13 protein-coding genes are annotated in these 14,484 nt (G+C 32.6%); 4 read left to right on the top strand and 9 right to left on the bottom strand.

Annotated features, from left to right (window positions below; genetic code table 11):
- Positions 1 to 11 precede the first annotated feature (11 nt).
- A complete protein-coding gene (gene mutY / locus RCH18_RS04250; protein ID WP_326935568.1) occupies positions 12 to 1,052 on the bottom strand; it encodes an A/G-specific adenine glycosylase in 1,041 nt (346 codons plus the stop codon).
- A gap of 103 nt (positions 1,053 to 1,155) precedes the next feature.
- On the opposite strand from mutY, the gene RCH18_RS04245 reads away from it, so the two are divergent.
- The gene (locus RCH18_RS04245) at positions 1,156 to 1,476 is read left to right on the top strand and encodes an HU family DNA-binding protein (protein WP_262706551.1); all 321 of its coding nucleotides are present in this window, start codon (positions 1,156 to 1,158) and stop codon (positions 1,474 to 1,476) included.
- Between the two features lie 397 nt (positions 1,477 to 1,873).
- Positions 1,874 to 3,418: a ribonuclease E/G gene (locus tag RCH18_RS04240; RefSeq protein ID WP_326935508.1), complete on the top strand. Its 1,545-nt coding sequence runs from the start codon at positions 1,874 to 1,876 to the stop codon at positions 3,416 to 3,418.
- Positions 3,419 to 4,041: 623 nt separating this feature from the next.
- Here the strand turns inward: RCH18_RS04240 and RCH18_RS04235 are convergent.
- The 6 genes from RCH18_RS04235 to RCH18_RS04210 form a co-directional block, all read right to left on the bottom strand.
- A complete protein-coding gene (locus RCH18_RS04235; RefSeq protein ID WP_326935507.1) occupies positions 4,042 to 4,668 on the bottom strand; it encodes a metallophosphoesterase family protein in 627 nt (208 codons plus the stop codon).
- A gap of 143 nt (positions 4,669 to 4,811) precedes the next feature.
- Complete coding sequence (locus RCH18_RS04230) at positions 4,812 to 5,573, bottom strand: ABC transporter ATP-binding protein (RefSeq protein ID WP_326935506.1); 762 nt, start codon at positions 5,571 to 5,573, stop codon at positions 4,812 to 4,814.
- Positions 5,570 to 6,319, bottom strand: a complete 750-nt coding sequence (locus RCH18_RS04225; RefSeq protein WP_326935505.1) for an MlaE family ABC transporter permease — start codon at positions 6,317 to 6,319, stop codon at positions 5,570 to 5,572. Before RCH18_RS04225 ends, RCH18_RS04230 begins: the two co-directional genes overlap by 4 nt.
- Positions 6,320 to 6,387: 68 nt before the next feature.
- Positions 6,388 to 7,236, bottom strand: a complete 849-nt coding sequence (locus RCH18_RS04220; protein ID WP_326935504.1) for a glycosyltransferase — start codon at positions 7,234 to 7,236, stop codon at positions 6,388 to 6,390.
- 109 nt (positions 7,237 to 7,345) lie between these two features.
- On the bottom strand, positions 7,346 to 7,870 hold the full coding sequence (locus RCH18_RS04215) for a methyltransferase domain-containing protein (protein WP_326935503.1): 525 nt from the start codon (positions 7,868 to 7,870) through the stop codon (positions 7,346 to 7,348).
- A 283-nt stretch (positions 7,871 to 8,153) separates the two neighbouring features.
- Positions 8,154 to 9,212: a 3-oxoacyl-ACP synthase III family protein gene (locus RCH18_RS04210; protein ID WP_326935502.1), complete on the bottom strand. Its 1,059-nt coding sequence runs from the start codon at positions 9,210 to 9,212 to the stop codon at positions 8,154 to 8,156.
- Between the two features lie 372 nt (positions 9,213 to 9,584).
- Between RCH18_RS04210 and RCH18_RS04205 the strand changes: the two genes are divergently transcribed.
- On the top strand, positions 9,585 to 10,082 hold the full coding sequence (locus RCH18_RS04205) for a hypothetical protein (protein ID WP_326935501.1): 498 nt from the start codon (positions 9,585 to 9,587) through the stop codon (positions 10,080 to 10,082).
- A 66-nt stretch (positions 10,083 to 10,148) separates the two neighbouring features.
- Here RCH18_RS04205 and gcvP read toward each other — a convergent pair whose 3' ends face one another.
- A complete protein-coding gene (gene gcvP / locus RCH18_RS04200) occupies positions 10,149 to 12,998 on the bottom strand; it encodes an aminomethyl-transferring glycine dehydrogenase (protein WP_326935567.1) in 2,850 nt (949 codons plus the stop codon).
- A gap of 146 nt (positions 12,999 to 13,144) precedes the next feature.
- On the opposite strand from gcvP, the gene RCH18_RS04195 reads away from it, so the two are divergent.
- The gene (locus tag RCH18_RS04195; protein WP_326935500.1) at positions 13,145 to 13,957 is read left to right on the top strand and encodes a hypothetical protein; all 813 of its coding nucleotides are present in this window, start codon (positions 13,145 to 13,147) and stop codon (positions 13,955 to 13,957) included.
- Positions 13,958 to 14,018: 61 nt separating this feature from the next.
- On the opposite strand, the gene RCH18_RS04190 is transcribed toward RCH18_RS04195, so the two are convergent.
- A complete protein-coding gene (locus RCH18_RS04190; protein WP_326935499.1) occupies positions 14,019 to 14,480 on the bottom strand; it encodes an SRPBCC family protein in 462 nt (153 codons plus the stop codon).
- Between the last annotated feature and the right edge of the window lie 4 nt (positions 14,481 to 14,484).

The following is a 14,484-nucleotide window of genomic DNA, read 5'->3' as shown; positions in this document are numbered from 1 at the left end:
TTTGGAAATATTTAATTTAATTCCTTTTCTATGTAGTTATGAATCACAATAGGGAAAGGAAAAGTTTTTAATGTTTCTTGATCAACTCCGTTTTCAATTATTCCATTTACTGCTACTTTCCAAAATTTAATATGTAAATGTTGATGGGATAATTTATGGATAATGCCCTTATCGTTTGTTTCTAATATGCTTTCGATCCTATTGTCTTTAAAATATTCATTTTGTATTTGTTCAGAAACAAAATCAAAATTTTCTTCTTTTTTTGTTTCTAATAATGGAAATTCGTATAGATTCTGCCAGATTCCTTTTGCAGTACGTTTTTGAATTAGTGTGTTTTCATTTTCATCATTTGCTACTATATAATTAAAGTAGCGGTTACGCACTTTTAGTTTTTTAGATTTAATAGGTAATCTTTCTACTTTCTTCTTTTGTAAAGCGGCACAACTTTCATTAAAAACGCAAACGGTACAATTTGGACTTCTAGGAACACATTGTAAAGCACCAAACTCCATTATCGCCTGATTAAAAATAGCTGGATTATCTTTTGGCATTAATTCAAAAGCTAAAGCAGAAAATTCTTTTTTTGCGGAAGTCTGAGCAATATCGGTTTCAATATCAAAATAACGTGATAAAACCCGAAATACATTTCCATCTACCACAGGAACTGCTTCATTATAGGAGAAAGAAGCGATTGCGGCAGCGGTGTAATCACCAATTCCTTTTAGTTTAAGTAAGTCATTATAATTATCAGGAAATATTCCTTTTAATTCAGTTGCGACATATTGAGCGGTTTTATGCAAATTTCGAGCACGAGAATAATATCCCAAACCTTGCCATAATTTTAGCACTTGCTCTTCATTGGCTTTCGCCAAATCAAAAACGGTTGGAAAAGCGGTTGTAAAAGATAAAAAATAAGGTGTTCCTTGCGCTACTCGTGTTTGTTGTAACATGATTTCTGAAAGCCAAATAGGGTAGGGATCAGAGGTGTTTCTCCAAGGCAAATCTCGCTTATTTTGTAAGTACCATTTTATCAGTAAGTTAGAAAAATCCATCATTAAATATTAGACTACAAAAGTAAAAGTTTATGTGATTAAAATTTAATGAATTAGCTTGAATAATTGTTTTTTAAATTCCTATATTTGCAACCTCAAAAAAATAGTACAACATAATATAATAGGGAAGAAAATGACGAAAGCAGATATCGTAGCAAAAATTTCAGAGAAATTAGGTCTTGAAAAAGGGGATGTTCAGGCGACTGTAGAGACTTTTATGAATGAGGTTAAGAATTCATTAGAGACTGGCGACAATGTATATTTAAGAGGTTTTGGAAGTTTTATTGTAAAAACTAGAGCTGAAAAAACAGGTAGAAACATCTCAAAAAATACCACAATAAAGATTCCTGCTCACAACATACCTGCATTTAAACCTGCAAAAGTTTTTGTAGAAGGAGTAAAAACAAATAACGAAGCAAAATAATATATTAATTAATCATAAAATCGACAAGATATGCCAAGTGGTAAGAAAAGAAAGAGACATAAGGTAGCAACGCACAAACGTAAAAAAAGAGCGAGAGCTAACCGTCACAAAAAGAAAAAGTAGTTTTAAACTACTTTTTTCTTTTTAAAAGTTCATTGAAATTGAGATTGAAGAATGTTGATCAACGATTTAAGATTGCAGATTTCATAAAGCTGAAATCAAGAATCAAATTTCATAAATTTAAAATCTCCCCGGGTACAATACCTGTTAAATTATTGTTTAATCCATCCTTACAATTAGCCATGAGCCATTAGCCGCCAGCAATTAGCATTGTTATCTTTGCCAAAAGCCAAAAGCTAAAAGTCAGAAGCCAAAAAGTTCGGATAAAAATTTACAAATGAATAAAGAATTAATCATTAGATCTAGTTCTGAAGCAGTAGATTTTGCCTTATTAAAAGATGGAAAACTAATTGAATTGCACAAAGAAGAAGAAAAAAGCAATTTCCAGGTTGGCGATATTTTTATTGCCAAAATCAGGAAACCAGTTGCCGGACTTAACGCGGCTTTTGTAAATGTAGGATTTGAAAAAGATGCTTTTTTACATTATCACGATTTAGGTCCTAATTTAACTTCCCAATTGAAATTCATAAAACTTGTAAGCGCAGGTAAATTAAAAGATTTCTCCCTAAAAACCTTTCAGTTTGAAAAAGAAATAGACAAAGATGGTACCATTACTGATGTATTGAGTTCCAATCAATCTGTTTTAGTACAAGTTGTCAAAGAACCTATATCGACCAAAGGGCCAAGAATTAGCGCTGAGCTGTCTCTGGCTGGTAGATTTATAGTTTTGGTTCCGTTTTCTGATAGAGTTTCTATTTCGCAAAAAATAGAAGACAAAAAAGAAAAGGATCGTTTGAAACGTCTTGTGCAATCCATCAAACCAAAAGGATTTGGTGTTATTGTTCGCACAGTAGCCGAAGGCAAAAGTACAGTAGAATTAGAAAAAGATTTGCAGAACCTGCTTAGCAGATGGACTGCAATGTGTAAAAAATTACCAACTGCTCATCATCCGTCTAAAGTATTAGGAGAGCTCAATAGAGCTTCCTCCATTTTGAGAGACGTATTTAATGATACCTTTAGCGGTATTCAAATTGATGATGAAGAGTTGTACAATCAAACAAAGGATTATTTGCAAGAAATTGCACCGTCCAAACAATCAATTGTTAAGTTTTATCAATCAAAAGACACACCTATTTTTGAGAAATATAACATAGAGAGACAAATCAAAACTTCTTTTGGGAAAACAGTATCCATGAGTAAAGGTGCATACCTTATTATAGAACACACTGAAGCATTACACGTCATAGACGTAAATAGCGGAAACCGTTCTAATAAGGCCACCAACCAGGAAGATACAGCAATGGAAGTAAATATGATCGCTGCAGCTGAAATAGCTAGACAATTGCGTTTACGTGACATGGGCGGAATCATTGTAATTGATTTTATCGATATGTCGAATCCCGAAAACCGTAAGGTTTTGTTCGATTTCTTAAAAGAAGAAATGAGCGATGATAAGGCAAAACATAAGATCTTACCTCCGAGTAAATTTGGATTAGTTCAAATTACAAGACAAAGAGTACGACCTGAAGTTAATATCAAAACTAGAGAAGAAGATCCAAACAATGAAAGTGGCGAAATTGAAGCGCCAATTCAAATCATTGATAAAATCACTTTTGATTTAGAAAGAGCATTAAAAAACCATAAAGAAGTTGTGCTTAATGTTCATCCATTTGTGGCCGCATATCTTACTAAAGGATTTCCATCATTACGTTCAAAATGGTTTCTTGAACATAAAAAGTGGGTGAAAATTATACCTCGTGACGCTTACACGTATTTAGAATACCATTTTTACGATAAAAAAGAAAATGCTGTTATAGAATAAAACAAAAACCGCCTCTCATAAGATTGGCGGTTTTTTTATGGCTTGTCGTTATTATATCTATTAAAGTCATTACGATAGTGCAATAATTGTGATAAAATTTTAAGTGCGATCCTTACAGCCTTTTGAAGGCTGGAAGGATTAATAATAGGTATAATTAAAGTGTACTCAAGTATTACATTACTTTGTAATTGTAATGCTTCCAGCCTTTTTAAGCCTGGAAGCATTTATAATAGGTATAATTAAAATGAATTTAATATTGAATTACTTTGTACGTGCAATGCTTCCAGCCTTTTGAAGGCTGGAAGCATTAAAAAAGGAGTTACTAATATGACTTAATTATTAAATTATTTTTTAGGTGCATTTCTTAAAACCTTAATTTATAATGTATTTTAGATGCAGTTGATTGTAAATTTAAAGTTTTATTATTTAAAGTATTGTCGTAATAATTTATTTATTTCGCTGCTGCTTACTTTACTAAATAGAGTAAATTGAAAGGTTCAATAAAATAAAAGGTATTAAAAAACTATTATTATAAATATTGAGAACTATAGATTTCAAGGTGTATGGGAAATAAAATTATAGATTTTAGTATCTATAAAAATAATACATTTCTAACCCCAATCTCATATTTCTATTATAATTGGAGCATTCACCATTTGATATTTTAAATTTAATAAAGATGCATTAGCAAAAATAGTTTTACCTTTTTTAATCATTCCGTAATCCTCGTGGATGTGTCCAAAAACATGTAGTTTTGGTTTAATTTGATCCACTTTTTTTAGCAATATTTCACATCCAGCATTATAATCAGACGCTGTTTTATCCAATATACCGAGCGGTGGACCATGTGTAATTAAAATATCAGTGTCTTTTGGGATTAATTTCCAATGTTTGTTTATTTCAGGTCCTCGCTTTCTATTAAAAGCCCAATCATAAAATGTAGGTTGAATTGGTGAACCCCAAATTTTTAATCCTTCGATCTCAATACCTGAATCATTTAAGTAGTGAATGCTTGGCGGAATTATTTTATCTATAAAGGATTTACTATGTCCCTCGAAAAACCAATCGTGATTACCAGCTATAAAAATCTTGTGTTTATAAGGTTGTTCTTCAAACCATCTTAAAAAAGCTAATACTTCTCCCTCAGTGCCATGACCGCATAGATCACCTGAGTGAATTAGCATATCACCACCAGCCAGTTTTAATTGATTATGTTTAAAATGGGTGTCAGAGATTAAGGTTAAAGTCATTGGTTATTAAAAATTGTTTTTGCAATAATTAAATTAAAATTTCTTATGTATAAAATACAAAAACCAAATGCAATTAAATTTTTTTAATGACTATCACTTTGCTTTTATAGATTTAAAATGCAAATTAGAATAGTTCATGCTAGTTACTCTTTTAGATAAGCTTCTCTAACTTTTTTAAATAAATTTGAAGAATAAACAAAGTCAATGATATCTTGATTGTCAGTTTTAAAAATCTCTTCTTTTGTTCCCTGCCAAGCTTTTAATCCATCTTTTAAAAATAAAATATTATCGCCTATTTCCATAACCGAGTTCATATCATGTGTGTTAATCACCGTTGTAATATCATACTCTTCAGTAATTTTTTTGATAAGATTATCAATTAATATAGAAGTATTGGGATCTAGACCAGAGTTTGGTTCATCGCAAAAAAGATATTTTGGTTTGTTTACAATAGCTCTTGCAATGGCTACTCGTTTTTGCATTCCACCTGATATTTGTGAGGGAAGTTTATTATGAGCATCTGTCAAGTCTACTCTTTCTAAAACGAAATCAACACGTTCTTTAATTTTTGCTTTATTATTTTTGGTAAACATACGCAATGGGAAAGCTACATTTTCAGCAACTGTCATCGAATCGAATAATGCGCTTCCTTGAAAAACCATACCAATTTCAGTTCTAAGTTCACGCTTTTCATCAGGTTGCAGCTCTGAATAAACGCGGCCATCAAAACATATTTGACCCGATTCAGGGGTGTGAATTCCTAACAAACTTTTTAATAAAACTGTCTTTCCAGATCCACTTTGTCCAATAATCAAGTTTGTTTTTCCAGTTTCAAAAATGGATGATATTCCTTTAAGAATTTTATTGCCACCAAATGATTTCTCTATATTTTTTATTTCTATCATGATCCTAGTAGCAATTGTGTTAATATATAATTAAAAAGAATTATCGAAACTGATGTCCAAACAAAAGCTACTGTACTCGCTTTTCCTACTTCAAGTGCGCCGCCTTTCATATAATAACCATGAAACGATGGGATAGTGGCAAGTAACATCGCGAAAATTAAAGTTTTTATAAAAGCGTAAGCAATGTGAAATGGAATAAAATCCATTTGAGTTCCGTTAATAAATTCGGCACTTGAGATAAATCCACCATAAACTCCTGCCATCCATCCACCTAAAATCCCTAAAAACATAGCAATCCCAATAAGAAAAGGATATAATAAAAGAGCGATAATTTTTGGAAAAACTAAATAGTTCAACGCATTTACTCCCATAACTTCCAGCGCATCAATTTGTTCTGTCACCCGCATTGTCCCAATACTAGATGTAATAAAGGAACCCATTTTCCCGGCCATTATGACAGAGATAAATGTGGGGGCAAATTCTAAGATAACTGATTGTCTGGTGGCAAAGCCTATTAGATATTTAGGTATTAAAGGATTTGTTAAGTTTAATGCTGTTTGAATTGCAACCACACCTCCCACAAAGAAAGATATAAATGCTACAATTCCAAGCGAATCAATAATCAAGTCATCAATTTCCTTAAATATCAGATTCCGCATTACAGACCATTTGGTTTGTTTATTGAAAATTTCTTTCAGCATAAGGAAATATCTTCCTATCTGAGTTATATAACGAATGAGCATCATAGTTTTTTGAATATGGGCTAAATTACAAAATTAGTTCTGAGTTTTGAGAGAACACTTAATGCTTTTAGTTAGAAAAGTTTCTCTTTCATTTTTTTTAAACGATATCTTCGAATGAATTTGGCTTGTTTTGCTGAAACCATAAGCGGAGTTTTTGCTGATTTTGCCTTCCAAAACCCTCTCATATAATCTAAAAAAAGAAATGGTCTTTTTTTCATCAATGCTAATTTAGCTGATGCTATGGTAGTAATTAAAATACCATAACCTAAAGTGTAAAAAGCTTCACCTTGTTTATACCTGGAGACTTTATTATAGTTAGCACCTGTAGGTTTAAGATGTTTTACATGCAAAGAGGAATCAGTAACAACTTTCCAATCATAGAATTTACAAAGTAATTCGTCAACTGTGTCCCAACCCATTTGAGGTTTTAACCCGCCAATTTGTTTAAAAGCTTCTTTTCGATATGCTTTTAATGCTCCTCGAATATGGTCTTTATCAGTTAAATTTTCAAGAATCCATTTGCCATTTTTCTCTATGTAGCAAAATCCACCAACCATGGCTATAGTGGGATCTGATTTGAAATATTTATCAATACTTTCGAAATAATCAAGTGGGAATATTAAGTCAGCATCAATTTTTACAATCACATCATAATTTTCATCCAAAGTTTCAAATCCTGTTTGAAAAGCTTGAATTACTTTGCTTCCTGGTAAATGAATAGCACTTGATTTTTTATCAACTAAAGTTATAAAGGGATTATCTTTGGCAAAAGCCAAAACAATATCCGCTGTTTGATCGGTAGAATTATCATTAACAATCACTATTTTTTTAGGCAACAGTGTTTGCGAAATTAAAGACTCCAGTGTCAGTGCAATAAATTGCTCTTCATTATGAGCTGGAATAACTATATAGTAATTCATTATTTGTATGTTTGACTTTTCAGCTTTGTCAAAGTTTTGAACTTTGACAAAGCTATGTTTAACTTTTCAGCCTTGTCAAAATTTTGAACTTTGACAAAGTTTCCAAAGCTTATTTTATTCTTTCAGCATAAACAATATAATACCTTGGCGTGAATTTTCGCAACAAAGGACGAATACCAAATTTCTTAACAGGATTTGTCCATTTTTGGCGATCTATGATTTTCCAACCTGTTTTTTCTAATAGCCAGTCGAGTTGCCAGTCTTCAAATTCATGGTAATGTCTGTCCCACATATCAGTTGTGCTGCGGTAAGCAGGCGAAAACCACAAGCGTAACGGAATCGAGATAAAAAGTTTTTCCGCTTTGATTTCGTTTAAAATGGTATAAGGATTCAGCAAGTGTTCAAATATTTCAAAAGCGGTGACAACATCTGTTTTTTGTGATTGAAAAATCGTTTGATTGTTATCTAAATCTTCGCCAGTGGTATTCGTAACTACAAATCCTTGTTCTTTCATGATCGAAGAAAAAGGATTTTCGACGCCTAAATCTAAAATAGTGGATGTAGTGCTGATGTGTTTATTTAGAAATTCTAAGGTATGTTTGAATCTTTTATTAGGAAACGTTTTTTCGTACATGATCTTTGCGTGGAACGAGGCAAAATGTCGCTCTTTATCTAGGTTAAGGTTGCGCAAGAATTAATTTGCATCAATATTCTTGGTGCAAATATACTAATAAAAGTGTTTTTGATTTATGTTTTTTAGTTCTGATGGTCCCGATACATCGAGAGAAAGTCTCGGATCCTCAAGATGTAGTTTTTCAAGGAGCAAAAAGCGAATAAAAGAAGCTTTATTGCTCCTTTGAAAAACAAGTTTTGTAGTGAGGAATTGCAATGAACAGCTGGATTGGCTTCAGTTAAAATTAATATCTGTAAATAAAAGCGTTGACATTCATTCCAGCTCCAACTGAAGCAAATAAAAGAATATCGCCTGTATTGATTTTTTGATCTTTTATTTCACCTCTAATAAGCAAATCAAATAGTGTAGGTACAGTTGCAACGCTGCTATTACCAAGCTCATGAATACTCATAGGCATTATGTCTTGAGGTACTGATTTATTGTATAATTTATAAAAACGCTGAATAATGGCCTCATCCATCTTCTCATTGGCTTGATGTATTAAGATTTTTTTAACATCATCAATTTCTAGTCCACTTTTGTCCAAACAGCTTTTCATTGCTGCAGGAACAGTTGTCAATGCAAATTCATAAATTTTTCGACCGTACATTTTAATATATCGCGTGTCTGGATCTAATTCAGGGTTATAAGATTTGCCAAAAAATAAATAGTTAGCTTCATCCATTGCATAAGTCCCACTTTCATACGATATCAGTCCGGAATCATCATTAGATGCTTCTAAAATTGACGCTCCAGCACCATCGGAGTAAATCATAGAATCTCTATCATGTACATCAACTACTCGTGATAATGTTTCGGATCCAATGACTAAGCAACGCTGAGCCATACCAGATTTGATAAAGGCATTAGCTTGAAGAACGCCTTCAATCCAACCAGGGCAACCAAAAAGGATATCGTAAGCGACACATTTTGGATTTTTTATCTGTAATTTATGCTTTACTCTAGTGGCTAAACTTGGTAACATATCTGATTGAATAGCACCTTTTTTTACATCGCCAAAATTATGAGCAAAAATAATATAATCAATAGTTTCTGGATCAATCGCTGCATTGTCAATTGCTTTTTGAGCTGCGAAAAAAGCTAAATCAGAAGAACTCAATTGGTCTTCAGCATAACGCCTATGTTCAATCCCAGTGATTCCTTTAAATTTATTAATAACCACTTCATTAGGATAGCCAAAAGCAGTACCATCTTCATTTAAAAATACGTGATCACCAAAGTCTGAATTGCTAATCTTTTTCTCAGGAATATAACTTCCTATTCCAGTTATCTTTATTTTCATTATGTTAGTTTCCAAATTTGAGGCTAATTTAAACATAAAAAAATTATTAATACTACATTAATTACTATGCGTGCATATAATTATTAAAAAAATTATTCTCAGCTAAAAAAATGATAATATCTCACTTTATCTATAATAGTAATGGGATTAATTTCGCAAAATATAGGGTATCAAATGTGTTAGCAAATAATGACTAAACTATCTAATTTGTATTCAGGTATTTATTATAATTATTTTCTATTGTTAAAGATAATTTTTGATGATAATAAATATTTTATTTTAATTATCAATATAATAGGTTTTTTAATATTTTTGGTAAGTACAAAATCTTAAACCTATAAATAATGAAAATAAAATATTTTTTTACTTTTTATGATGTTAACATCTTCATTACTAGTTGCCCAAACAGATGCTATTACTAAACATAATGGCGAGATTGTTAATGGAAAAGTATTGAGAGTTATAGAGTACGCTGTTGTTTTTAAATATGATGGCGAAGATGCTGAAAATTCAATTGGTAAATACGCTACTGAAAAAATTGTTTATGGTAAAAGTGGTAGAGTTCAAGAAATTATTGAAAAAATTGTAGTTACAAGCGAGGCTGACTGGGAGAAAGTAGTAGTTCTTGAAGAGAAATCGTATATCGCTGGTTTGAAAAAAGGTGGTGAAGTAAGAGGGAAAACAGGAATGATTAATTTACAAACTGGTAATACTGGAGACAAAAAAGCGGAGAAAAAGTTAAAAAGGGCTGCTGCTGCTCTTGGTTGTCCTTTTATTTTAATGACTTCTGACAAGACCACTGTTGGATCAAGTTCTAATCAATTTGGTGGAACACAAGCTATAAAAACAGGTTTAGGTTATAAATACTAGATCTATTATTATTTAAATGAAAAATGCCTCGAATCATCGAGGCATTTTTTTTAGATTTCTAATCACTTAGCTTTCAATATAAGCTTCAATAGGTGCACATGAACAATTTAAGTTTCTATCACCATACGCTTCATCTACTCTTCGCACTGTAGGCCAAAATTTATTTTCAGCAATATATTCTAATGGAAATGCTGCTGCCTCACGACTGTAAGGGAAAACCCAATTATCACTAGTTACCATCATTAAAGTATGTGGTGCGTTTTTCAGCACATTATCTGGATTTTCAATCGTTACCGTTTCTATTTCTTTTCTTATCGCAATCATGGCATCACAAAAACGATCTAGTTCTTCAAGATTCTCGCTTTCTGTTGGTTCGATCATCATGGTTCCAGCAACAGGGAAAGAAACTGTTGGAGCGTGAAAACCATAATCCATTAATCTTTTTGCGATATCAGTTACTTCGATTCCTTTTTCTTTAAATGGACGACATTCTATAATCATTTCATGAGCCGCGCGACCCATCTCTCCAGAATATAGAGTGTCATAATGACCGTTCAATTTCTCCTTAATATAATTTGCGTTTAAGATTGCATATTCAGTCGATTGTTTTAATCCTTCGGCACCAAGCATGCAAATATAACCGTAAGAAATTAAGCAAACCAGGGCTGAACCCCAAGGTGCAGCAGAGATAGCAGTAATTGCATTTTCTCCGCCTGTAGGTATCAATGGATTTGTAGGTAAAAATGGAACTAATTGTGGAGCGACGCATATAGGTCCTACTCCTGGTCCACCACCGCCATGAGGAATGGCAAATGTTTTATGTAAGTTTAAATGACATACATCAGCACCAATTGTTGCAGGATTTGTTAAGCCAACTTGTGCATTCATATTAGCACCATCCATATATACTTGACCACCGTTATCGTGAATTAATTGTGTGATTTCTCTAATGGCACTTTCAAAAACACCATGAGTTGATGGATAAGTTACCATCAAGCAAGAAAGATTATCTTTGTGTAAAAGCGCTTTTTCGCGTAAATCATCTACATCTATATTACCGTTTTCTAATGTTTTAGTCACAACCACTTTCATTCCAGCCATAGTTGCAGATGCTGGGTTTGTACCGTGAGCGGATGACGGTATTAATGCAACATTTCTATGATGATCGCCTCTTGAATGGTGGTAAGCACGTATAACCATCAAGCCTGCATATTCTCCTTGAGCTCCTGAGTTAGGTTGCAAAGTTGTTCCTGCGAAACCTGTAATAACATTGAGCTGTTGCTCAAGTTTAGTAAGCATTTCTTGATATCCCACTGCTTGATCTAAAGGTGCAAAAGGGTGAATATTATTCCATTGTCCCATGCTTAGAGGTAGCATTTCTGAAGCTGCATTTAATTTCATCGTACAAGAACCTAGTGAAATCATAGAATGATTCAATGCTAAATCTTTACGTTCTAACATTTTGATGTATCGCATCAAAGCAGTTTCTGAATGGTATTTATTAAAAACATCATGCTGTAAAAAAGTTGATGTTCTAAGCACGCTTTCTGGAAAGTGATTTGTTTCTGATAGTGCGTTAATGGCGGTAGCTTGTATTGATTTTGCGGAAGCAAAAACTGAAATGATAGTATTTAAATCAGCAATACTTGTTGTTTCATTTAAAGAAATAGAAACGGAATTCTCATCAACATAATAGAAGTTAATTTCATTTTCTTCTGCAATTGCTTTTACTTTTTTAGCATCAGCCTTAATCACAATTGTATCGAAGAAAGCAGTATTTGTCTGCTCAAACCCGAGTGTTTTTAAGGAATTTGATAAAGTTGCCGCTGAAGAATGTACTTTATTAGCAATATATTGCAACCCTTTTGGACCATGAAAAACAGAATACATTCCTGCCATCACCGACAATAAAACTTGCGCAGTACAAATATTTGAAGTGGCCTTGTCGCGTTTTATATGTTGCTCGCGAGTTTGTAGTGCCATTCGAAGTGCACGGTTGCCGTCAGTGTCAATAGTTACACCAATGATTCTTCCTGGCATGCTTCTCTTATACTCAGCTTTAGTAGCAAAAAACGCAGCATGAGGACCACCATAACCTAACGGAATACCAAAACGCTGGGTAGTTCCCAGAACAATTGCAGCACCCATTTCTCCTGGAGGCGTTAGTTTTACCAAACTTAATATATCGGCTGCTACTGCAACTTTGATTTCATTTTCATTTGCTTTAGTTATGAACGCTTTGTAATCGTGAATTTGTCCATATTTTCCAGGATATTGAAGAATTGCACCGAAAAATTCTGATGAAAAATCAAATGTTTCGTGGTTCCCAATTACTAACTCAACCCCAATTGGAGTAGAACGTGTTTGCAGGACTGATAAAGTTTGCGGTAATATTTCTTCTGAAACAAAAAATTTGTTGATATTACTTTTCTTTTGATCGCGCGTTCTTACGTCAAATAAAAGAGACATTGCCTCTGCAGCAGCAGTGCCCTCGTCTAATAAAGATGCGTTTGCGATTTCCATTCCGGTTAATTCTATAACCATGGTTTGAAAATTTAAAATCGCTTCTAATCTACCTTGCGCAATTTCAGCTTGGTAAGGAGTGTAAGCAGTATACCAACCTGGGTTTTCAAAAACATTTCGTTGAATTACAGCAGGGATAATAGCTGCATTGTAACCTAAACCAATGTACGATTTAAAAACTTTATTTTTATTCCCTAATTTTTGAATATGATTTGCAAACTCATATTCAGTCATTGCTGGTTCTAAGTTTAAATCAGCATGTAGTCGAATATCACCTGGAATCGTTTCATCAATCAATTGATTCAGAGTATCTGCGCCAATTGTTTTCAACATGTGTTGTAAATCATTTTCCCTTGGACCAATGTGTCTTAATGCAAAAGCGTCTGTTTTCATTATATAATAAATAGGTTGTGTGTTTCTTACTTTCGAAGCGGTAAAATTAAATATTAAATTGCTATTATTAGCCATTTTTAACTTGATTTTCTATCAATTTTTCAACCAAAAGCCATTCTTATTAACACTTTGATTAATTTTGTCTAATGAAATTTTTTAAATTAATATTCGATTTTTATATAAATAGTAGTATTCACGTGGCTTTATCGTGTTATGCTTTAGTTCGAATGACGCAACATATGTTCCACATTCCTTATGAAAATTCGATTGCATATTTCGTATTTTTTGGAACAGTTGTAGGATATAATTTTGTGAAATACGATGCCTTAGCTAGAAAACAAAAAGTTCAAATGCGTTATGAGTTGAAAGCAATCGCTTTATGGAGTTTTTGCTGCCTTCTATTGGTTGGTTATTATTTTTTTCAATTAGAACTTATCACTCAAATTGTAGCTTTTGTGTTTTTAAGCTTCACTTTACTGTATACACTTCCTTTTTTCCCTAATAGACGAAATGCTAGAAATTGGGCTGGTGTAAAAATTTATATTGTGGCTTTATGTTGGGTTGGAGTTACTTTAATATTACCCATTTTAAATGCTGAAGTTACTTTTACAACTGATTTTTATTTAAAATGTATGCAAAGGTTTATTCTCATTTTTGTACTGATTCTCATTTTTGAAATTCTTGATTTAGCAAACGACGATCCTCATCTTCAAACAGTTCCACAACAAATAGGAGTAAAGCGAACAAAAAATTTAGGATTAGCACTGATTATTTTGTTTTTCTTTTTAGAATTCTTAAAAAGTAATTTTGAAAAGAATCAAATAATTGTAAATGTTATTTTAATTGTTTTAGTTGGTCTTTTTTTGATTTTTGCTAATGAAAAACGTTCCAAATATTACACTTCTTTTTGGGTTGAGAGTATTCCAATTCTTTGGTGGTTGATGGTAGTTTTTCTTTAGATAGGATGATAAGGATGGATAGAATAAGTGTTTATGGCAATTAAGATGTTTATGAAAATCTTCAAGCATCAATTTTTTTTTCAGCTAACCCCTTTAAAACTTTATTCCTCGCCAAAACGAAGTTAGTCATGTGCCTTTTTAAAAGTAAAAAATCAAATAGCTTTCCAAAAAATCCAAATGGAGTTTCGTAAAGTATTTTATCCTTCATTACCGTTACACCATTTTCATGAGAAAAAAAATGTTCATGTTTGAAAGATTTAAATTTTCCTTCTTCCATTTCATCGACAAAATAATCGTACAAGTTCATTGCCGTTATTCGGCTTTTGTGTGTAAGGTAGAAACCAAAATGTTTTCCACGCCAAGTAACCGTTTCATGCAAATTAATTAGGCCAGAAGTCACGCCAGCAATCGCAATTTCGTTAGTGGGACTTGCTGATTTTTGATGAACGTCAATATCTCTGGAAATGTCAAAAACGATTTGTTGCGGTGCATTAATTTTAGTTTTTACTTTGAATTTAGTCATCGAA

The sequence above is a fragment of the Flavobacterium sp. PL11 genome, assembly GCF_035985025.1.
GTDB lineage: Bacteria > Bacteroidota > Bacteroidia > Flavobacteriales > Flavobacteriaceae > Flavobacterium.
Note: the sequence above shows the minus strand (reverse complement) of the source record. Positions and strands in the feature narration are given on the sequence as shown.